The 20,111-nt window shown below is 60.2% G+C and carries 16 protein-coding genes; 8 read left to right on the top strand and 8 right to left on the bottom strand.

Features of this window, described 5'->3' with window-relative positions; all coding sequences use genetic code 11:
- Positions 1-69: 69 nt before the first annotated feature.
- From JQ845_RS15505 to cyoE, 6 genes are all read left to right on the top strand, one after another.
- Positions 70-579 carry a disulfide bond formation protein B gene (locus JQ845_RS15505; protein ID WP_003443547.1) on the top strand — a complete coding sequence of 170 codons (510 nt, stop codon included), beginning with the start codon at positions 70-72 and terminating at the stop codon, positions 577-579.
- A gap of 799 nt (positions 580-1,378) precedes the next feature.
- Positions 1,379-2,317 (top strand): ubiquinol oxidase subunit II, encoded by a 939-nt coding sequence (gene cyoA, locus JQ845_RS15500; protein WP_003443541.1) that lies wholly within the window; start codon positions 1,379-1,381, stop codon positions 2,315-2,317.
- Positions 2,318-2,320: 3 nt separating this feature from the next.
- Positions 2,321-4,345 (top strand): cytochrome o ubiquinol oxidase subunit I, encoded by a 2,025-nt coding sequence (cyoB, locus tag JQ845_RS15495; protein WP_003443538.1) that lies wholly within the window; start codon positions 2,321-2,323, stop codon positions 4,343-4,345.
- Between the two features lie 3 nt (positions 4,346-4,348).
- The gene (locus JQ845_RS15490; protein WP_003443536.1) at positions 4,349-4,972 is read left to right on the top strand and encodes a cytochrome o ubiquinol oxidase subunit III; all 624 of its coding nucleotides are present in this window, start codon (positions 4,349-4,351) and stop codon (positions 4,970-4,972) included.
- The gene (cyoD, locus tag JQ845_RS15485) at positions 4,972-5,298 is read left to right on the top strand and encodes a cytochrome o ubiquinol oxidase subunit IV (RefSeq protein WP_003443534.1); all 327 of its coding nucleotides are present in this window, start codon (positions 4,972-4,974) and stop codon (positions 5,296-5,298) included. Before JQ845_RS15490 ends, cyoD begins: the two co-directional genes overlap by 1 nt.
- Positions 5,299-5,309: 11 nt before the next feature.
- Entirely contained in the window at positions 5,310-6,197 is an 888-nt protein-coding gene (gene cyoE / locus JQ845_RS15480; protein WP_003443531.1) for a heme o synthase, read from the top strand.
- Between the two features lie 71 nt (positions 6,198-6,268).
- Here cyoE and JQ845_RS15475 read toward each other — a convergent pair whose 3' ends face one another.
- From JQ845_RS15475 to pdxR (JQ845_RS15460), 4 genes are all read right to left on the bottom strand, one after another.
- The gene (locus JQ845_RS15475; protein WP_236010217.1) at positions 6,269-7,582 is read right to left on the bottom strand and encodes a spinster family MFS transporter; all 1,314 of its coding nucleotides are present in this window, start codon (positions 7,580-7,582) and stop codon (positions 6,269-6,271) included.
- Positions 7,583-7,618: 36 nt separating this feature from the next.
- On the bottom strand, positions 7,619-9,079 hold the full coding sequence (locus JQ845_RS15470) for an amidase (RefSeq protein WP_203009231.1): 1,461 nt from the start codon (positions 9,077-9,079) through the stop codon (positions 7,619-7,621).
- 78 nt (positions 9,080-9,157) lie between these two features.
- A complete protein-coding gene (locus JQ845_RS15465; protein WP_203009230.1) occupies positions 9,158-10,453 on the bottom strand; it encodes a carbohydrate porin in 1,296 nt (431 codons plus the stop codon).
- 274 nt (positions 10,454-10,727) lie between these two features.
- The gene (gene pdxR / locus JQ845_RS15460) at positions 10,728-12,239 is read right to left on the bottom strand and encodes a MocR-like pyridoxine biosynthesis transcription factor PdxR (RefSeq protein WP_010655589.1); all 1,512 of its coding nucleotides are present in this window, start codon (positions 12,237-12,239) and stop codon (positions 10,728-10,730) included.
- A 295-nt stretch (positions 12,240-12,534) separates the two neighbouring features.
- Here pdxR (JQ845_RS15460) and JQ845_RS15455 point away from each other — a divergent pair, with 295 nt between their 5' ends.
- The gene (locus JQ845_RS15455) at positions 12,535-13,230 is read left to right on the top strand and encodes a CerR family C-terminal domain-containing protein (protein WP_003443517.1); all 696 of its coding nucleotides are present in this window, start codon (positions 12,535-12,537) and stop codon (positions 13,228-13,230) included.
- 136 nt (positions 13,231-13,366) lie between these two features.
- On the opposite strand, the gene JQ845_RS15450 is transcribed toward JQ845_RS15455, so the two are convergent.
- The 3 genes from JQ845_RS15450 to tauA form a co-directional block, all read right to left on the bottom strand.
- On the bottom strand, positions 13,367-14,236 hold the full coding sequence (locus tag JQ845_RS15450) for an ABC transporter permease subunit (protein ID WP_003443516.1): 870 nt from the start codon (positions 14,234-14,236) through the stop codon (positions 13,367-13,369).
- Entirely contained in the window at positions 14,236-15,072 is an 837-nt protein-coding gene (locus JQ845_RS15445) for a taurine ABC transporter ATP-binding protein (RefSeq protein ID WP_203009229.1), read from the bottom strand. Before JQ845_RS15445 ends, JQ845_RS15450 begins: the two co-directional genes overlap by 1 nt.
- A 71-nt stretch (positions 15,073-15,143) precedes the next feature.
- Positions 15,144-16,148: a taurine ABC transporter substrate-binding protein gene (gene tauA / locus JQ845_RS15440; RefSeq protein ID WP_203009228.1), complete on the bottom strand. Its 1,005-nt coding sequence runs from the start codon at positions 16,146-16,148 to the stop codon at positions 15,144-15,146.
- Positions 16,149-16,331: 183 nt separating this feature from the next.
- On the opposite strand from tauA, the gene pdxR (JQ845_RS15435) reads away from it, so the two are divergent.
- Entirely contained in the window at positions 16,332-17,831 is a 1,500-nt protein-coding gene (gene pdxR, locus JQ845_RS15435) for a MocR-like pyridoxine biosynthesis transcription factor PdxR (protein WP_161719027.1), read from the top strand.
- Between the two features lie 790 nt (positions 17,832-18,621).
- Here the strand turns inward: pdxR (JQ845_RS15435) and aptA are convergent.
- On the bottom strand, positions 18,622-19,932 hold the full coding sequence (gene aptA / locus JQ845_RS15430) for an omega-aminotransferase AptA (protein ID WP_003443488.1): 1,311 nt from the start codon (positions 19,930-19,932) through the stop codon (positions 18,622-18,624).
- Positions 19,933-20,111: the final 179 nt, after the last annotated feature.

Below are 20,111 nucleotides of genomic sequence, written 5' to 3'. Positions count from 1 at the left end.
CAGATACCTCCAGGCCGCAGGTCTGGGTGTAAACTGCGGGTTTTACACACTCAGGCTAAGGGAAGCGGGATGACGGAAGACATGATGCGATTGGGCCCGGAAAAGCGCTTTCTGGTCTTGTTGGGGCTGATCTGCCTGGCACTGATCGGCGGCGCGCTGTACATGCAAATCGTGCTCGGTGAGGCCCCTTGCCCACTGTGCATCCTGCAACGCTATGCGTTGCTGCTGATCGCGATCTTTGCCTTTATTGGCGCGGCGATGCCCACCCGGCGCAGCATGACGGTGTTTGAAGTGCTGGTGGTGCTCAGTGCCATTGGCGGAATCGTCGCTGCTGCACGCCACGTCTTTATTCTGGCCAACCCGGCGGTGAGCTGCGGGCTTGATGTGCTGCAACCGATCGTCGATGGCCTGCCCCTGGCGAGCATTTTCCCGCTGGGCTTTCAGGTCGACGGGTTCTGCTCCACGCCATACCCGCCGGTGCTGGGCCTGTCCCTGGCGCAATGGGCGCTGGTGGCCTTTGTGCTGACCGCGGTTCTGGTACCCCTGGGGATTTATCGCAATCGCAACAAGGCCGTTTGAATTAAACCCGCGCCGCCCCGTACTTCGGTCTTGAAGTGCGGGGCGTTTTTTGTCGCCGCTCAAATGTCAACAGCCTGTGATGAAGCCCCGCAAACAGGGGGTGCGACACTGCGACATATTGTCACGGATAAGTGGTCGCAGCCTGTGGCCGGAACTGATTCAGCGCTGAAAAAACCCTGCGCCGGGTACAACTGGCAACCGTCGATTTTCTGAGCGCGGGGGGGCTTGAAAAGGTCCCTTGGTGGCTCCATGAAAATCGCCTGTAGCCCTTTTTATTTGGGCGTTCAGGCGGGTTGGCAGTCATGGGGGCATGCGCTAAAAAGGGGCGCGTATCGACTGTGGCAATGACGTGCTACATGCCGCCGCAAAGGAGGTTTTCCGGCTCGCAGCGTAACAATAAGTAGGGATTGTTACCGTAGCCGAGAAGAATTATTTCTGGATGAGACATGGTTTATAGGGAGCTACCTAACTACAATCGCCCGCACTGAACGTCCAGCCTGCTCGTCCCTGAGCCCAAGCGGGAAGTTGAAGGGCGACTGGGCAGTTCATGACAGGCGTCCCATGCGACTCCCAGGTACTGGCAACCCTTCTAAGTTCCGCACCAAATGGAATTGGTCTGTAACAAGGCCATTGACCACGTATCGAATAAGAAACCACTGCTAACCCGGAATTTGCCTATCTGCCTGATGGTGATAGAGCAGGGCGACATGCAATTCCGGAAAAGAGCCAACCCTTGGCAGGGCGAAGTGTTGGCGAAAAAAACCAACTGCATTGTGCAAGCTGTTTTAGAGGTCGTGAGATGACTAAAAAAAGGTACCCCAGACTCCTTGGCTTATTGCCACTTTTCGGCACGTTGCTGCTGGGAGGTTGCAATTGGACATTGCTCAATCCGGTGGGGCAGGTCGGGATCGAAGAGAAAAATCTGATCATCACCGCAACACTGCTGATGCTTCTGGTCGTGGTTCCGGTCATTGCGATGACTTTTATCTTCGCCTGGAAATACCGTGCGTCGAACACCAAGGCGACCTACGCACCAAAATGGTCTCACTCCACCAAGATCGAAGTCGTGATCTGGACTGTACCTATCCTGATCATCATCGCCCTGGGCATCCTGACCTACAAGTCGACCCACGCGCTGGATCCATATCGTCCGCTCGAATCTGACGTCAAGCCGATTACCATCGAAGTGGTGGCAATGGACTGGAAGTGGCTGTTCATCTACCCGGAACAGGGTATCGCCACTGTCAACAAGATCGTGTTCCCGGCTAACACCCCGGTTAACTTCCGCGTCACTTCCGACACGGTCATGAACTCGTTCTTCATTCCAGGCCTGGGCGGTCAGATCTACGCCATGGCCGGTATGACCACCAAGCTGCACTTGATTGCCAACCACAACGCTGAGCTGGAGGGCATTTCTGCCAACTACAGCGGCGCTGGTTTCACGGGCATGAAATTCAAAGCGATCGCGACTTCTCAGGCTGACTTTGATGCCTGGGTAAGTGAAGTCAAAGCATCACCTAAACAGCTTGAACAAGCTGAATACGAAGCTCTGTCCAAGCCAAGTCAGAACAATCCCGTTGAGCTCTACTCCTCGTTCACCCCGAACCTGTTTCAGAAAATCGTCGACAAGTACGAAGGTATGAATCCAGGCAAGCCGGTGAAACACGAGAAGAAAGAAGTGGCCGGGACCGATGGGTTGGACACGAGTTCGAATTCAGCTGCCGGGGCAGAGGAGTAAACGATGTTTGGTAAATTAAGTTGGGAAGCGGTCCCGTTCCACGAGCCGATTGTCATGGTCACTATTGCCATGATCGCGCTCGGTGGTCTGGCACTGTTTGCAGCAATCACCTATTTCAAGAAGTGGACCTACCTGTGGACCGAATGGCTAACGTCAGTCGACCACAAGAAAATCGGCGTGATGTACATCATCGTCGCCATGATCATGCTTCTGCGCGGCTTTGCCGACGCCATCATGATGCGTACCCAGCTGGCCATGGCCACCGAGGGTTCGCCTGGCTACCTGCCGCCTGAACACTATGACCAGATCTTCACCGCTCACGGTGTGATCATGATCATCTTCATGGCGATGCCATTCTTCACCGGCCTGATGAACCTTGCAGTGCCGCTGCAGATCGGCGCGCGTGACGTGGCCTATCCGTTCCTTAACTCCCTGAGCTTCTGGCTGCTGGTGTCCGGCGTTGTGCTGGTCAACCTGTCGCTGGGCGTCGGCGAGTTCGCCAAAACCGGTTGGGTTGCCTATCCGCCACTGTCGGGCCTGCAGTACAGCCCTGGCGTGGGGATGGACTACTACATCTGGGCGCTACAGCTATCGGGGCTAGGTACGACGTTAACCGGGGTTAACTTCCTGGCGACCGTGCTGAAAATGCGTGCTCCTGGCATGAAGCTGATGGACATGCCGATCTTCACCTGGACCTGCACCTGGGCCAACGTCCTGATCGTGGCTTCGTTCCCGATCCTGACCGCTACCCTGGCACTGCTGACACTTGACCGTTACATGGATTTCCACATTTTCACCAGTGAACTTGGTGGCAATCCGATGATGTACGTCAACCTGTTCTGGGCGTGGGGTCACCCTGAGGTATACATCCTCATTCTGCCGGCATTCGGGATCTTCTCTGAAGTCATCTCGACCTTCACCGGCAAGCGTCTGTTCGGTCACCACTCGATGGTCTACGCCAGCGGCGCGATCTCGATCCTGGGCTTCATGGTCTGGCTGCACCACTTCTTCACCATGGGTTCGGGGGCCAGCGTCAACGCCTTCTTCGGCCTGGCGACGATGCTGATTTCGATCCCGACGGGGGTGAAGCTATTCAACTGGCTGTTCACCATCTATCAAGGTCGTCTGCGTTTCACCAGCCAGGTTCTGTGGACCCTGGGCTTCATGGTGACCTTCGCCATCGGCGGCATGACCGGCGTACTGCTGGCCATTCCGGGTGCTGACTTCGTACTGCACAACAGCCTGTTCGTAATTGCTCACTTCCATAACGTGATCATCGGCGGCGCAGTATTCGGCTACATCGCAGGCTTCAGCTTCTACTTCCCTAAAGCGTTCGGCTTCAAGTTGAACGAATCCTGGGGCAAGGCAGCATTCTGGTTCTGGATCTCGGGCTTCTTCGTCGCGTTCATGCCGCTCTATGCACTGGGCTTCATGGGCATGACCCGTCGTCTGAACGCCAGCACCAACCCTGAGTGGGTGCCTTACCTGTACGTGGCTCTGTTCGGCGCTGTACTGATCGCTATCGGTATCGCTTGCCAGCTGATCCAGCTGTACGTCAGCGTGCGTGACCGCAAGCTGCCACAGAACGCCTGCGAACACGGCGATCCATGGAATGGCCACACCCTGGAATGGTCGACTTCGTCGCCACCTCCTTTCTACAACTTTGCTGTCGTGCCACGCGTTGACACTATCGATGCGTTCACCGAAGCCAAGGAAAACGGCACTGCTTACCAGGCTCCGGCCAAGTACTCGCCGATCCACATGCCTAACAACACCGCTACCGGTGTGTACATGGGTGCTTTGCTGACCGTGTTCGGTTTCGCAATGATCTGGCACATCTGGTGGCTGGCCATCGTTGGTCTGGTTGGCACTGTCGTGGTCTTCGTTGCCCACGCTGCCCGTGACGACCAGGGCTATATGGTGCCGGTTGAGACCATCGAGCGTATCGAGGCCGAGCAGCACAAGCGTCTGGTAGCCGCCAAAGCAATCCCGGCTACCCGTGTTGAAACCAAGTTGGAACAGGCTTAAACCATGTCGAACTTAGCGACCACTGCTGGACACGCTCATGGTCACGACCATGAGCACGAGGAACACCACGACGCGGGCGAGACTACCGTATTCGGTTTCTGGCTCTACCTGATGACCGACTGCATTTTGTTCGCGTCGATCTTCGCGGTATATGCAGTTCTGGTTAACAACGTAGCGGGTGGCCCGTCGGGCCACGACATCTTCGAGCTGCCTTACGTACTGGGTGAAACCGCCCTGTTGCTGTTCAGCTCGATCACCTACGGCTTCGCCATGCTGGCGTTGTTCAAGGGCAAGAAACAGCAGGTATTGTTCTGGCTGGCCATGACGTTCCTGCTGGGCGCCGGCTTTATCGCCATGGAAATCAACGAATTCCATCTGTTGATCTCCGAAGGCTACGGCCCTAGCCGTTCAGGCTTCCTGTCCGGGTTCTTCACCCTGGTCGGTACCCACGGTCTGCACGTGACCAGCGGTCTGATCTGGATGGCGATCATGATGTATCAGGTGCAGAAAAATGGCCTGACGTCGACCAACAAGACCCGTCTGAGCTGCCTGAGCCTGTTCTGGCACTTCCTGGACGTGGTCTGGATCTGCGTATTCACCGTTGTTTACCTGATGGGGACTTTGTAATGGCTAACGCACATTCCGACGGCGCCAACCACGGCAGCGTGAAGTCCTACGCAATTGGCTTCATCCTGTCTGTAATCCTGACTGTCATTCCGTTCGGCCTGGTGATGTACCCAAGCCTGCCGAAAATGACCACCCTGGCGATCGTGCTGTTGTTCGCCGTGGTGCAAGTAGTTGTTCACCTGGTGTACTTCCTGCACCTGGACCGCTCGGCGGCACAACGCAACAACGTCACGGCGCTGGTATTTGCCGCGATGGTTATCGTTCTGCTGGTGGGCTTGTCCCTGTGGATCATGTTCAGTATCCACACCGAAATGATGGCGAAGTGAGGTAAAACCCGATGTCCTTCAAGCACTTTATCCAAATCACCAAACCGGGGATCATTTTCGGTAACGTGCTTTCTGTGGCAGGCGGGTTTTTCCTGGCCTCGAAGGGGCATTTCGATCTTGCCCTCTTCCTGGCCGCGGTAATCGGCACCTCCCTGGTGGTTGCGTCCGGTTGCGTGTTCAACAACTGCATCGACCGCGACATCGACATCAAGATGGACCGCACCAAGAACCGGGTACTGGTACAAGGTTTGATCTCCCTCAAGGTGGCATTGATCTACGCCACCTTGCTGGGGGTTGCCGGCCTGGTACTGCTGTATCGCGTGGCTAACCCGCTGGCGGCATTGTTCGCCGCGATCGGCTTCGTGATCTACGTCGGTCTGTACAGCCTGTACTTCAAGCGCAAGTCGGTTCACGGCACGCTCATAGGCAGTCTGTCGGGTGCAATGCCGCCGGTTATCGGCTACGTCGCAGTCAGCAATAACTTCGACATGGCCGCGCTGACCTTGCTGGTGATGTTCAGCCTGTGGCAGATGCCGCATTCCTACGCCATCGCGATCTTCCGCTTCAACGATTACCTGGCCGCATCGATTCCGGTGTTGCCAGTGAAGCGCGGGATCAAGGTTGCCAAGAAGCACATCCTGCTCTACATCCTCGCGTTCCTGATCGCGACCCTGATGCTCACCCTTGGCGGTTACGCCGGCATGAGCTACATGGCCGTGGCAGCTGCGATGGGCATGTACTGGCTGTACATGGCGTGGACCGGTTACAAGGCGGTCGACGACAAGGTCTGGGCACGCAAGCTGTTCGTGTTCTCGATCTTCACCATTACCGCCCTGAGCGTCATGATGTCCCTGGACTTCAAAGTGCCTGCTGAGTTGTTACTGACTTACGCGCACTGAGTTAGCCAGATCAAAAAAGCCCCGCCTTCGAAAGAAGAGCGGGGCTTTTTTTTGCCGCCGATTCCTGTGGCTCAGGGGTTTAACCGGGTTGCCGCATTATCGGCATAAGGCCGCAGCACGCTCAGCAGCAACCCGCTGGCCAGCAGGTAGCTGCTGGCACAGATCACCAGCGACCAGCGCAGCGCATCCACCCCCAGGGCGGGCGTCAGATGGTCGCTCAGTACCCCCACCGCCAAGGGCCCGAAACCCGCACCCAGGGCCATGATCCCGAAGTTATACAGGGCAATCATGGTCGCCCGGCGCTCAGGGGCGACCAGCTGGGCGATGGCGGTGTAGCTCGGTGCCATCCACCACATGCCGAACACTGACATGCCGAACATGAAGACAGCGGCTTGCGGTACTTGCAGCGCCCCCAGCGACCAGGGATTGCCCGCCGGGTAAAGGGCAAACGCAATGGCCATAGGGCAGGCGATCAACGCCCCGACAATGGGCACACCCAGTTGCCAGCGGCTGTCATGCCGGGCCAGGCCTGCGCTCAGCCAACCGCTGGAAAGTGAACCGATAACGGCCCCCGGCCCGGCAGCGAGGCCCATGATGATCCCGGCGTCCTTGAGGCTCAGGCCGTGGCTGCGCACCAGAAAGGCAGTGCTCCAGATGCTGAAGGCGTAACTGGCAAAGGCCAGCAGGGCTCCGGCCATGGCAATCCGGACAAAGGTTGTGCACTGCCAGGCGGCTCGCATCACCTGCATCAGGCTTTCATGGGGTAAGTCGGGGCGTGACTGGCTGGCTTTTTCCCAGAGTCCGCGCAACGGCTCGGTCGCCGTAAAGCGCAGCAGCACGGCGGCAATGATCCCCGGAACGGCCATCCAGATAAACGCTTCGCGCCAGCCGTGGTAATACGCAATCCAGGCTCCCAGGCTCATGCCCAGCAGGGCGCCGATGGGAGCACCGAGCATGAACACGCTGATGGCCTTGGATCGCTGCTGCGGTGGATACAGATCCACGATCATCGACATCGACGCGGCACCGCTGCCGGACTCGCCTACAGCGACACCGATGCGGGCCAGTGCCAGGCTCAGGAAGTTCCCGGAAAACCCGCAGAGCACGGCCATGACGCTCCAGAAAGCACAGCACCAGCCAATCAGATTGCGTCGGTTGCCACGGTCGGCGTAGCGTCCCAGGGGGATCGCAAACACACAGTAGATCAACGCAAAAGCCAGGCCGGTGAGCAGACCGATCTGGGTGTCGGAAACCTGAAACTCGGCCTTGACCGGTTCAATCACCACGCCCATGACCTGGCGATCAATCAGGCTGACAGCCGAAATCAGGAACAGCACAAACAAGGTGTAATGACGGCGAAATCCGCTGACCTGGGTGTTCATCATTTCAATCCTGTGCGGCAGTGTTGATGGTTGAGGGTGTTACAGCTGCGGGCGCCGACCGGCCCAGGGGCTGGCCAGTTCGAGTTGTCCGGCCAGTTGCAGCAACAGGTCTTCGCGGCACAGGCCAGCGGTAAACATCATGCCCACGGGCAAGCCCTCAGGGCTGGTGCCCAGCGGCACCGACATCGAAGGCTGGCCACTGACATTGGCCAGCACGGTGTAGCCGATGCTGGCGACGACACCCTGAATATAATCCCCATAGTCCTGGTCCAGGCTGGCGAGCCCCAGCTCGGGGGTGACACTGCTGGTGACCGGGCTGAGCAACAGATCGTAGTCGTTGAATACATGCTCCATGCCACTGCCGATCAGTTCAAAGGCGCGTCGCGCACGGTACAGGCTTTCAGCGCTGAGGGCGGTGGCGTCCGTCAGTAAATGACGACTGATACGCTCCAGCTCATGGGGGTGAAAGCTGCGGCCCAGCACCGCTTCGCGATCACGTACGGCGGCCAGCAGGGTTGCCGCACCGACAGTCCCGTGGGCGCTGTATAGCTGTTGTGAATCAATCGGCAGCGTCAAAGGCGTAACCCGGTGTCCGAGGCTCAACAGCAATTCAACAGTACTGTGCAGAATCGAGCGGATATCGGGGGCCAGTTCAATGCCGGTCATGGCCTGATCAACCACGCCAATGCGCAACGAACCGGGGGCTCGCCCCACGGCTTCGCTGAAACTCCCGGTCTGCGGTGCCAGCCAGTACGGGCTGCCATATTCGTGACCGTGGCTGGCATCCAGCAACAGCGCCGAATCGCGCACGCTGCGTGACACCACATGCCCGCAACTGGCACCGAACCAGCCTTCAAAGGCCTGTGGCCCCTGGGGGTTGCGGTAGCGGGTGGGCTTGAGGCCAAACACCCCGCAATAGGACGCCGGGATGCGGATCGAACCGCCGCCGTCGGTGGCGTGGGCCACCGGCACTATGCCTGCCGCCACGGCCGCTGCCGCCCCTCCCGACGAGCCACCGGCACTGTGGGCCAGGTTCCACGGGTTACGGGTCTGGCCCCACAGCGACGACTCGGTGGTGGTGCTCAGACCAAATTCGGGGCTGGCGGTTTTGCCGAAAATCAGCATGCCTGCGTCCTGATAGCGCTGGACGATGGTGCTGTCAAAGGTGGCAGGCGGGGCGTCTGCCAGTAGCCGCGAGCCATTGCTGGTCAGGGTGCCCCGCAGGTGGGTGTTCAGATCCTTGAGCAGCATCGGCACCCCGGCCAGAAGCCCCGAGCGTTCTGTACCGGTGGCACGGCGTGCCTGCAGGATCGTCGCGGCATGGTCGTCATGGCGCATGTTCACGGCGTTGATCTGCGGGTTGACTGCATCACAGCGGGCTTGCGCCCCATGGAGCAGTGCCTGGCCCGAGAGTTCGCCGCAGCGGACCGCTTCGGCCATGGCCGTGGCGTCCAGCGACAAGTAGTCAGCGGCGGATAATTGATTCACTTCAGTGCTCATGTTTTCTGGCCTCGCGAAAGGATTTCGCCCTGCAGGTGACGGGGCGAAATCAGGCTGCTATGGGCTGCGGTCCGGGTCTTAAAACAGGAAGTTCAGCGATTCCTGCCACAACAGGGCATCGGAATGAATCGGGGTAAATACCGGGTTTTTGGTATAGGTCAGGCCGCTGATCAAGTACACCCCGGGGATCAGCCGGGCGGCATAGGAGGCGGTCACGGCCAGGGTATAGGGCGCGCTTTCCTGGCCGTAGGCCCGGGTGGCTTTGCGTAAATCGTCGCTATAGTAACTTTTGGTCAGTCCCACGGCGGCCATGTCTGCGGGGCGGCTGGCGAACGGGCCGATGTTGAAGGCGCTGATCTGGAATGCCTTGTTGATGGCGTTGACCGAGTCGGGGGAGTAATCGATTTTGCTGTCCAGGTACCAGCCCCGTGCATCGCCGTAGGGCTTGCTGACCTGCACCGTTTCGGCCAGATACACCCCGTAGTTGTTGTCCGACTTCCTGGTGCTCAAAAACTCGGTGTACTCACTGCTGTTGTACATCGCTCCGGCCCGCAGCCACATGCCGTTGGTGGTCGGGGAGGCGGCCTGTTTGTAGCCGGCCTCGTTGATGAACAGGGCGCGGGCATCCTGCACGCTCAGGCGAAAGCCGCTGGGGTTGAGATCGATGTCTTTTTGAATGCCTTCGGGGCTGACGCTGCGGGTCACGGCGGTACTGTTGTAAAAGTGCAGCGACGGGTCGCGGACGATGACGTTGAAGGTGGGCGTCGGCTCGGTGGCGGACATTCCGACCTGGAACGGCACCACACTGCTGGGCCCCAGAGCGGCGGTGGACGCACTGCCACCCAGGGCCATGCCGTAGAACAACCGCACACCGGGGATAAAGCCGTATTCCAGCTCCAGCTGGTGGTCGAAAAAGGACTGGTTGATGGCAAACACCGACATGGTTTTGACCCGCGGGTTGGCCGGGGTGTAGGTCGAGTCCACCCAGTTGCCCGACAGCGTCAGCTGGGCATCGTTGGCAAAACCGATGCGGGTCAGGTCGTAGGTCAGGTACAGATTGACCGAGGTGTTGTAGCTGGGGTTCTGGCCGTTGTACACCTGGGGTTTTTCATTGTGGCCCAGCACGTCATAGGTGTAGCCGTTGTACGAGGTGGCGGTGAAGCCGATGCCGTGCTCGGCCAGTTCCTTGCGCAGCCCCCACAGTTCGGGGTTGATGCGTGCACAAACCGGCACGTTCTTGAATGACAGTTCGGCGCGGGTCAGGGTTTTTTCGTATTGCGCGCACGCTGGCGCTGCTGGAGTGTCAGCGGCCAGCGCGTGATGAGCAAAGGCTGTCGCGGCAACGCAGACGGCTAACGAAGACTTGGAGCACATAGTGTGAGGTTCCCATCCTTAAAATGTTTTCAGGACGACGCCAGGTGTGTGGTGGTCAGCATTAGTACTGCATTTTCACAACCAGCGGATGGGGCCAACGGTGAGTATCGATGAGGCCAGCAGCCAAGGCAAAATCTGTAGCCGCTGACCAGGCACGAGCCTGCGATAAGGGCCGCAGGCCCGGCAAAATTTCAGGGTCGCTGCGTAACCCATCGCAGCCTTGTGCCTCGTCAGCGATCAGCGCTGGGGAAAGTGTTGTTGTGGTGCAAGTCCCTCAGGAGCGCACAACCCCGGGGCGCCGGGCGTGGCTGTTGATGACCTGGCCCAATAGCTGGATCCCGGGCGCAATCAACTCCTGGGCAATGGAGCCAAATCCCAGGCGAATGCTCGGCCGGGTCAGGGTGTCGGGATCAAGGCAGAACGCATTGCCCGGATCAAACAGCACGCCTTTGGCCACGCCTGCGTAGTACAGGCTCAGCAGGTCATGCCGGCCCGCCAGTTTCAGCCACAGGGTAGCGCCGCCACTGGGCATGGCGAACTCGGCGTCGGGCAATGCTTCACGCAGTGCCCGGGTTACCGCGAGGGCGCGCAGCTGCAGGTTCTCCCGGGCCTGCTGCAACAGGCGGTCGTAGTGGCCTTGCTGAATAAACAGCGCTGCGGTGATCTGATTGTTGCCGGGGATTTGCCGAATCATCAGGCGTTGCAACTGACGCAACTGCTCGATGACGGGGGCGGGTGCCACGATGTAGCCGATGCCCAGCCCCGGTGACAGCAGTTTGGACAAACTGCTGAGATAGATCACCCGCTGCGCCGGGTCGATGGCCTTGAGGGCCGGCAAGGCGTGGCCGTCATATTCGGTTTCGGGGTCGTCATCGTCCTCGAACAGCACCTGGTCATGCCGTTGCGCATGTTCGAGCAGGGCCAGGCGTCGGGCCTGGCTCATGGTCACCCCGGTGGGGCACTGGTAGGCCGGCGTGCAGTACAGGTAGTCGCACTGTGCCAGGGCCGGGGAAATTTGCAGCCCCTGCTCGTCGACAGGCAAGGGCAGCACCTGGGCGCCATCGTGGGCAAAGGCATTGCGCGGATCGCGATAGCCGGGTTCTTCAACCCCGATGACGCTGCCCGGTCGGGCAAATAATCGCGCCAGCAAGTAAAAGCTCTGCTGACGGCCCAGGGTCAGCAGCACTTGATCGTGGGTCGCAGCGATTCCGCGGCGGGGCAACACGCGGCGAATCAACTGGTCGATCAACTGGCTTTCACCAACGTTCTCGCCTTCTTGCCACCAGCGATCCACCGCTTTGACCTCCAGGGCCTGACGGCTGCACTGGCGCCACTGCGAGAGCGGAAACTGCTTGGGATCGAACTGGCCGTAGATGAAGGGGTAGCGCACTTCGCGCCAGATCGGCGGGCGATCGGCCCACACTATTTCAGGCCCGGCGCGGTGCATGCGGGCAGACCAGTCCGGCGGCTGCGCTGTCGGGGCGGGCGAGGCCCGGGCCTGTTGCGTCGGGGTAATGGCCCCGCAAACAAAGAACCCGTCGCGGGGGCGTGAATCCACATACCCCTCGGCCACCAGTCGCTCATACACCAGCACCGCGGTGTTGCGCGAAACCCCGGTCAGCAGCGCCAGATCCCGACTCGACGGCAGGCGTGTACCGGCGGGCAAACGTCCCTCCAGCATGGCTGTGACAAAGGCGGTGCACAGTTGAACCTGCAGCGGTTCATCATGCTTGCGCACTTTGGGCAGCAGCTGGCGCCACATCAAATCATGCTGGCTGGAGCGCATGGGTAACCCTGGATCATTCGGCGGAACGCCACCCTAACCCAAGACTCTTTTGCAGCGCTATGGAGTCTTTGATCAGTTGCCCGTCACTGTGCACCCGGGCCTGCTCTGCGCGGTACCGGGTACGGTTTTCAGCGGCTTGCGCGAGTGATGCCGTTGAGTTGGTCGGTCAGCCGGCTGATGTACGGTCATGGTGGCCTGAATTGTTAGCCGTTGAATAATTACTGCCTTCGGTAAAGTTATTTCTATCGATATAAATTGAGGCACACTCGCCTCCTCATCGATCAAGGAGAAACCCATGAGCACCATTCACCGGCGCCGATCAGCCAGCGAAGGCGGTTACCCCTGTGGGGATGAAACCAGTGCGCGGATTATCGAAGCAGCGTTGAAGCTGTTCGGCGAGCAGGGTTACGAGGGTGCATCGACACGGGAAATTGCCGAGTTGGCAGGGGCCAATGCGCCTGCGCTCAATTACTATTTCAAAAGCAAGGAAGGGGTCTATAACGCCTGCATCGAACATATGGTCGAGCACATCTGGGACTTCCTGGCGCCGACCATCGAAGAGGCGCAGGCGCAACTGGGTGGCCGGCCCGACACTGAGCAGCTGATTGAAACCTTCTGCTCGATCCAGAGCAGAATTGCCGAGTTCATGCTGGTTTCCAACCGCACCAGCAGCTGGCGCAAATTTTATGCGCGCGAGCAGTCCGGGTTGGGGCCGAATGCAGGTGAAGAGGTGATCAACCAGCGCATTGGCCAGCGCATTATCGGTGTGACCAGTGGCATCATCTCGCGGTTGATGGGGCCGCAGGCGAGTCAGGAGGAGTGCATCCTGCGCTCCATGACCCTGACCGGGCAGTTGCTGCCATTCCACCTGACCCGTGCCAGCTCGCTCAGGGCGCTGGACTGGGATGTGCTGACGCCGAAGCGCTACGCCCTGTTGATGAAGATAGTGCACGAGCAGACCGTGGCCCTGTTGCGCGGCTTGGCGCGATAAAACCGCTGCAAACAAACGGGCATGCCCGCGCCGTCCTCTGCAGGAGCGAGCTTTTATCGAACCGATATTGATTGGCAAAAGAATGCAGTCTTCTTGAGACGCTCGCTTGAGCAGGGTTACAGGAATGATGTGGCGCTTACCCCCGGCCTTTCCACGGCACCAGTCTGCGCTCTAGCCAGCGCATCCCCAGGTCGAACAGCAGCGCCAGTACGCCGATCATCAGGATGCCCATGATCACCACGTCGGTGGCCATGAACTTGGACGCTGTGAGTACCATGAACCCCAGCCCTGCGGTGGCTGCGACCATTTCCGCCGCCACCAGGGTGGTCCAGCCAAAACCTATGGCGATGCGCATTCCGGTGAGTATTTCGGGCAACGCGGCGGGCAGGATCACGTACTTGAGCACCTGCCCCCGGCTGGCGCCCATCGAGTACGCCGCATGGATTTGCTCGATGGCCACCGACTTGACGCCGGCCCGGGCACTCAGCGCCAACGGGGCGAACATTGCGAGGTAGATCAACAGCACTTTCGAGCCTTCGCCGATGCCCATCCAGATCACCACCAGCGGCAGGTAGGCCAGCGGCGGCAAGGGTCGATAAAACTCCACCAGCGGGTCGAACACCCCGCGGGCGACCCGATTGACGCCCATCAAAATACCCACCGGAATCGCCGTCAACGCGGCCAGTGCAAAGGCGCCAAATACCCGCAAGGCACTCCAGCCTATGTGGGTCAGCAGGCTGGCATCGGCAAAACCGTCGCGACTGACATCCACGATTTGCGCCCATACCGCTTGCGGTGAGGGCAGAAACAACGGTTTGATCCAGCCGTTACGGGTGGCCAAGAACCACAGGGCGACTATCACGCAGACGGTGCCGAAGCTGAGCAGCAGACTTGAGCCGTTACCCGGGGCACCGTATTGCTCGCCCGGTCTGGCGGGAGCTGCGCGGCGCAGTTCGTTCAGGGTGCGCAGTACGGCATTGCGTTGTTTTTCATCTAGCAGGCTCATTACGCCGCCTCCTCATCACCGTGGATGATGCTCAGGATCTGCTCGCGCAGGGCAATAAAGTCAGGGCTGGATTTCACCGCGCGGGCATCCCGGCATTCGAGAAAACGCTGGCCGAAATCCACCGCGAATTCATGGGTGATACGCCCCGGACGCGGTGACATGATGATCAGGCGGGTGGCTATGAACAGCGCTTCTTCCACATCGTGGGTGATGAAAAACATCATCTTTTGCGTGCGCTGCCAGATCTCCAGAATCAGCTCCTGCAAGCGTTCCCGGGTCAGGGCATCCAGCGCCCCCAGGGGCTCGTCCAGCAACAGCATTTTCGGATCGTTGGTCAGGGCCCGGGCGATCCCGACCCTTTGCTGCATGCCGCCCGACAGTTGATACGTGGCGTGGTCGCGAAACTCCGCGAGCCCGGTCAATTGCAAAAAATGCATGGCCCGCTCATAGCGCTCGGCGCGGGCAATACCGCGCAACTTGAGGCCGAAGGCGACGTTGTCGATCACATTCAGCCACGGCAACAGCGCGTGCTTCTGGAACACCACGCCGCGCTCGGCACCGGGGCCGGTGACTTGATCGCGCAGCTCGGCGCCATGGATCCGTGCCGGCACCAGGCCGTGATAATCGCCCAAAGTAATCACGCCGCTGCTGGGTTGAATAAACCCGGCCATCAAATTCAGCAGCGTGGTCTTACCGCAACCCGAGGCGCCCAGGGCGACCACAAAATCTCCGGCGGCGATGTCCAGGTTGACCCCGGACAAGGCACGCACCGGCTGACCCTTTTGCTGTCCCGGATAGAGCACCGAAACATCATGGATTTTAAGGCTGAGGCTCATGGTGGATTCCTCTTTTGTTCGCTGAGTCATGTGGGAGCCGGCAAGCGCGCTCCCACAATCGGGTGACTGGTTTATTTGATGTTTTGCACAAATGCCGGGTTGATCGCCACGCTGTAGTCGGGCAACAGCGCCGGGATCTTCTTTTGCGCCTTGAGGAAGTCTGCGGTGGCTCCCAGGGCCTTGGCGGCCCCGCCGCCCAGCCACGCGGTACCTGCCTGTTCGCTGGCCAGCGGGAACCGGTACAGCGCCAGTACCTGCGGCACTTCTTCAGGTTTGGCACCGGATTGTCTGGCCACGTTGATCACCTGCGGCGAATCGGCGGTCCAGGTTTTTGGCGCGTTGACGTAACTGGCGGTACTGTCTTGCAGCACCTGGGTAAAGGCCTGCATGCCCGGGCCGTTTTCGGCAGCGAATTTTTTGTCCACCACCAGCCCGTCAAACGTGGCCTTGCCCCAGTGGGTCAACTGGCCGGACGTCAGCAGTACATGACCGCTCTGTTTGAGGCGGCCCAGTGCCGGGTCCCAGATAAACGCCGCATCGATATCCCCACGTTCCCACGCGGCCGGAATGTCCGAGGGTTGCAGGTTGATGACCTTGACCTTGCCGGTCAGGCCGAACTGCTCAAGGGCAAACAAGGCGTGAAAGTGGGTGGTCGAGACGAACGGCACCGCCAGGGTTTTGCCCGCCAGATCCTGGGGCGCGACGATGCCGCTGCCATTGCGCACCACCAGCGCCTCGGCGTCGGCGATGTTGTCGAGAATCCAGAACAGTTGCGCGTCCACGCCGCGACTCAGCGCCGCGGCAATCGGGCTGCTGCCGGCCACCCCGATCTGCACATCGCCCGAGGCCATGGCCAGCATCACGTCGCCGCCGCTGTCGAAGTTGCGCCACTTGATGTCCCAGCCGGTGGCCTTTTCGAAAGCTTGCCGGGCGATGGCGTCCTTCCATGGCGCAAACATGCTTTGCACGCCGATGGTGACGGTTTGCGCCTGGGCATTGACCGCCATACCCAGGGTCAGGGCGGTGAGCGGCAGCAACACCGCGCGACGAATCCATTTATTCAGGGGCTTGAGCATGGTGAGGCTCCGGGAAGGGGAAGGCGTTGTTTGAGTCAGCCCGATCTTAGGCGGCGGCCCGAAGCTTGCTTTAGATCCAGTTGCTGCAACCTGTGGTGCCAGAGGTCGTTGCAGGCCTTGCGGGGCAAGGGCTGTAGCGTATCGGGTGCGTCATAAGGGTGCGCCGGGGCAGGAGCTTGAGCCATGTTGGAGCGTTATTTCCGGCCCTTTGAAACCGGGCGCGGGTTACAGGAGCAACTGCGTGAGAGTCTGGTCAGCGCGATTCTGGACGGCGCCATGCCCCCCAGTGAGCCGATGCCGTCGTCGCGCAAACTGTGTGAACTGCTCAAGGTGTCGCGCAACACCGTGGTGCTGGTCTACGAACAGTTGGTACAGGACGGTTACCTGATCCCCTCGGATCGGCGCGGCTACTTCATTAACGAGAAGTACCTGCGTCAGCAACTCAACCTCAGCCTCAAGCCGGCCACCCGCAAGATTTTCGAGCGCCCCGATCACGCGCCGGACTGGGAGGCCCGCCTGCAAAGCAGCTCGTCGCGTTTGCGGGCCATTGTCAAACCGCGCAACTGGCGCGAGTACCGTTACCCGTTTATTTATGGCCAGGTCGAGGCTGACGAACAAACGGCTGCCCGCTGGCGTGACTGTTCGCGTATCGCCAGCACCGGCGCGCATATGCGCAGCTGGGTCGATGATCAGGTGATGCTCGACGATCCATTGCTGGTGGAACAAATCATCCAGCGGGTACTGCCCAGGCGCGGCATCAGCGTCTCGGCGCAAGAAATACTGGTGACCATCGGTACCCAGAATTCGCTGTACATGCTTGGACAACTGCTTGGCCGCCCGGGGTTGGTGATGGGGCTGGAAGAGCCGGGCTATGTCGATGCGCGCAATATTTTCGGCCTCAGCGGCTGTGAGCTGAAACCGCTGTGCATTGACCGTCAGGGATTGGTGGTCGATGCACAGCTGGATGGCTGCGAGATGCTGTTCTGTACCCCCAGCCATCAATCGCCCACCGGCGTGACCATGCCGCTGTATCGGCGCCTGGAGCTGATGGCCAGCGCCCGGGAGCGGGACTTTTTGATCATCGAAGACGACTACGAAAGCGAGCAGAATTTTTTGGGCAGTAACCATCCGGCGCTCAAGAGTTTTGATGACAGTGGCCGGGTGATCTATCTGGGCAGCCTCACCAAAAGCCTGTTGCCGGGGCTACGTTTGGGGTTTATTGCGGCCGATGCGGAGTTGATCCATGAGCTGCGTGCGCTGCGCCGCTACATCTACCGGCATCCGCCGTCGAATAACCAGCGTGCGCTGGCGCTGTTCCTGTCCATGGGCCATTACGATGCCCATGGGCGGCGCTTGCGTGACCGGCTGGCGCGTAAATGGCGGGTAATCAGCCGGGCGATGGCCGAACACCTGCCCGAGTTCAATGCCACCGGCATGGCGGGCGGGTCATCGTTGTGGGTTCGTTGCCCGCCGGGTGTCGATGCCTGGGTCCTGCAACGGCTGGCGGCCAGGCGCGGGGTATTGATCGAGCCGGGGGATATCCACTACCTGAGCGAACATCGCCCGCGCAATTGTTTCCGGCTGGGGTTTGGCGCGATTGCCCAAGAGCTGATCGAACCCGGGATTACCGCCCTGGGCGCGGCATGGCGGGAGATGAGCAGGAGCGAGCTTGCCTCGCGATGACGGCGGCGCGGTTTTGCAGAGGCAACGAGGTGATTGCATCGCGAGGCAAGCTCGCTCCTACAGGATGGGGGGGTTACAACTGCTCGCGGCCGAGGGTGCTTTGAGCACCGCGAACATCGCATCGGGGGGTGGTTTTGACATGCAGGCCGGCGTCATACAGCGCGCCCTGACTGTAGGAGCGAGCTTGCTCGCGAGCTCTTCGTTGCCGGCCTGAAAGGCTCGCGAGCAAGCTCGCTCCTACAGGGTTTAGGGTTACAACTGCTCGCGGCCGAGGGTGCTTTGAGCACCGCGAACATCGCATCCAGATCCACCCGCGAAGTTACGGCCGGCGTCATACAGCGCGCCCTAATTGTAGGAGCGAGCTTGCCTCGCGAGCTCTTCGTTGCCGGTCTGAAAGGCTCGCGAGCAAGCTCGCTCCTACAGGGTGGGGGTTACAACTGCTCGCGGCCGAGGGTGTCTTTGAGCACCGCGAACATCGCAGCCAGATCCACCCGCGAAGTTACGGCCGGCGTCATACAGCGCGCCCTGACTGTAGGAGCGAGCTTGCTCGCGAGCTCTTCGTTGCTGGTCTGAAAGGCTCGCGAGCAAGCTCGCTCCTACAGGGTGGGGGTTACAACTGTTCGCGGCCGAGGGTGTCTTTGAGCACCGCGAACATCGCATCCAGATCCACCCGCGAAGTTGCGGCCGGCGTCATACAGCGCGCCCTGACTGTAGGAGCGAGCTTGCCTCGCGAGCTCTTCGTTGCCGGCCTGAAAGGCTCGCGAGCAAGCTCGCTCCTACAGGGTGGGGGTTACAACTGTTCGCGGCCGAGGGTGTCTTTGAGCACCGCGAACATCGCATCCAGATCCACCCGCGAGGTCACCAGCGCCGGGGCGAAGATGATTGCATCACCGGTGGTTTTGACGTGCAGGCCGGCGTCATACAGCGCACGCTGGACCCGCGCGCCCTTGGCCCCTGGGGCTTCGCCTGGGGTCAGCTGAATGCCGCTGAGCAACCCGTAACCACGCAAATCGCTGACCTGGGGCAAGCCGCGCAAAGCGCTCAATGACTCCAGGAAATAAGGCGTCAGCTGCGCGCCTTTATTGAACAAGTCCTCATCACGGTAAATATCCAGCGCCGCCAATGCCGCCGCACAGGCCACCGGGTGCCCGGAGTAGGTATAACCGTGAAACAGCTCCGGCCCGGCGCCTTTGCTGGCGTTGATCACGGTGTCGTAGACCTGCTCGTCGACCGCCACTGCGCCCATCGGAATCGCGCCGTTGGTCAAGGCCTTGGCCATGGTGATGAGGTCGGGCCTGACCTCGAAACTCTGCGCCGCAAACCCTTGCCCGGTACGGCCGAAGCCGGTGATGACTTCATCGAATACCAGCAGGATTGCGTGCTTGTCGCAAATCTCGCGCAGGCGCTTGAGGTAGCCGGCAGGCGGCACATACACCCCAATGGAACCGGCAATCGGCTCAACGAAACACGCGGCTATGCTGTCGCCGCCATGCATGGCGATGATCCGTTCCAGATCGTCTGCCAGGTCTGCACCATGCTGCGGCTCGCCCAATTGATAGCGCTGATTTTCTTGCCAGGTATGACGCATATGACTGACGTGGGGCAGCCCGCCCGCCGCGAATGCCTGACGGTTGCGCATCATCCCGGACAGCGCCACGCCACCGAAATTTACCCCGTGATATGCCCATTCGCGGGACACAAAACGCGTGCGCTGGGCCTCGCCGCGAGCACGGTGATACGCCAGGGCGATTTTCATCGCGCTGTCCACCGACTCGGAGCCGGAGTTGGTGAAAAACACTTTGTTCAGGCCTTCAGGCAGCAGTTCGCTCAAGCGTTCGGCCAGTTCAAAGGACAACGGCGAAGCGCGCTGAAAGTGCGGGGTGAAGTCCAGGGTCAGCAACTGTTTGCAAACGGCTTCGGCGATCTCGCTGCGGCCATGGCCGGCGGCACTGCAGAACAGCCCCGAGCTGCCATCGAGCAACGCGCGACCTTCGCTATTCCAGTAGTGCACACCCTCGGCGCGGACAAACAATTGCGGGGCCCGCTGGAACTCGCGGTTATCGGTAAAAGGCAGCCATTGGTGATTCAGATTCATCGTCATGCGTATCACTCCTGAGGGGCAGTCCGGGTGTTCCAGTTGCTCGCAGACTAGGCACCGCAACAGCCGGTGACTTAGATCCAGACGGGCTTTTCGATGGAGCCAGTTCTGGCACCATCGAAAGCGCCGGCTGGCTCTAAGCCTGTGGGGGCGTGCTGACTACAGTGGCGCCATCGAGCACC

It is taken from the genome of Pseudomonas paraversuta, from assembly GCF_904063065.1.
Taxonomy (GTDB): Bacteria; Pseudomonadota; Gammaproteobacteria; order Pseudomonadales; family Pseudomonadaceae; genus Aquipseudomonas; species Aquipseudomonas paraversuta.
Note: the sequence above shows the minus strand (reverse complement) of the source record. Positions and strands in the feature narration are given on the sequence as shown.

What these genes read in the sequence shown, in the direction of transcription:
- aptA (WP_003443488.1), bottom strand. Translation starts at nt 19,932, where the DNA reads ATGACGATGAATCTGAATCACCAATGGCTGCCTTTTACCGATAACCGC.
- JQ845_RS15475 (WP_236010217.1), bottom strand. Translation starts at nt 7,582, where the DNA reads ATGATGAACACCCAGGTCAGCGGATTTCGCCGTCATTACACCTTGTTT.
- cyoD (WP_003443534.1), top strand. Translation starts at nt 4,972, where the DNA reads ATGGCTAACGCACATTCCGACGGCGCCAACCACGGCAGCGTGAAGTCC.
- JQ845_RS15445 (WP_203009229.1), bottom strand. Translation starts at nt 15,072, where the DNA reads ATGAGCCTCAGCCTTAAAATCCATGATGTTTCGGTGCTCTATCCGGGA.
- JQ845_RS15455 (WP_003443517.1), top strand. Translation starts at nt 12,535, where the DNA reads ATGAGCACCATTCACCGGCGCCGATCAGCCAGCGAAGGCGGTTACCCC.
- pdxR (WP_010655589.1), bottom strand. Translation starts at nt 12,239, where the DNA reads ATGCGCTCCAGCCAGCATGATTTGATGTGGCGCCAGCTGCTGCCCAAA.
- JQ845_RS15470 (WP_203009231.1), bottom strand. Translation starts at nt 9,079, where the DNA reads ATGAGCACTGAAGTGAATCAATTATCCGCCGCTGACTACTTGTCGCTG.
- cyoE (WP_003443531.1), top strand. Translation starts at nt 5,310, where the DNA reads ATGTCCTTCAAGCACTTTATCCAAATCACCAAACCGGGGATCATTTTC.
- cyoA (WP_003443541.1), top strand. Translation starts at nt 1,379, where the DNA reads ATGACTAAAAAAAGGTACCCCAGACTCCTTGGCTTATTGCCACTTTTC.
- JQ845_RS15505 (WP_003443547.1), top strand. Translation starts at nt 70, where the DNA reads ATGACGGAAGACATGATGCGATTGGGCCCGGAAAAGCGCTTTCTGGTC.
- JQ845_RS15465 (WP_203009230.1), bottom strand. Translation starts at nt 10,453, where the DNA reads ATGTGCTCCAAGTCTTCGTTAGCCGTCTGCGTTGCCGCGACAGCCTTT.
- cyoB (WP_003443538.1), top strand. Translation starts at nt 2,321, where the DNA reads ATGTTTGGTAAATTAAGTTGGGAAGCGGTCCCGTTCCACGAGCCGATT.
- JQ845_RS15490 (WP_003443536.1), top strand. Translation starts at nt 4,349, where the DNA reads ATGTCGAACTTAGCGACCACTGCTGGACACGCTCATGGTCACGACCAT.
- JQ845_RS15450 (WP_003443516.1), bottom strand. Translation starts at nt 14,236, where the DNA reads ATGAGCCTGCTAGATGAAAAACAACGCAATGCCGTACTGCGCACCCTG.
- tauA (WP_203009228.1), bottom strand. Translation starts at nt 16,148, where the DNA reads ATGCTCAAGCCCCTGAATAAATGGATTCGTCGCGCGGTGTTGCTGCCG.
- pdxR (WP_161719027.1), top strand. Translation starts at nt 16,332, where the DNA reads ATGTTGGAGCGTTATTTCCGGCCCTTTGAAACCGGGCGCGGGTTACAG.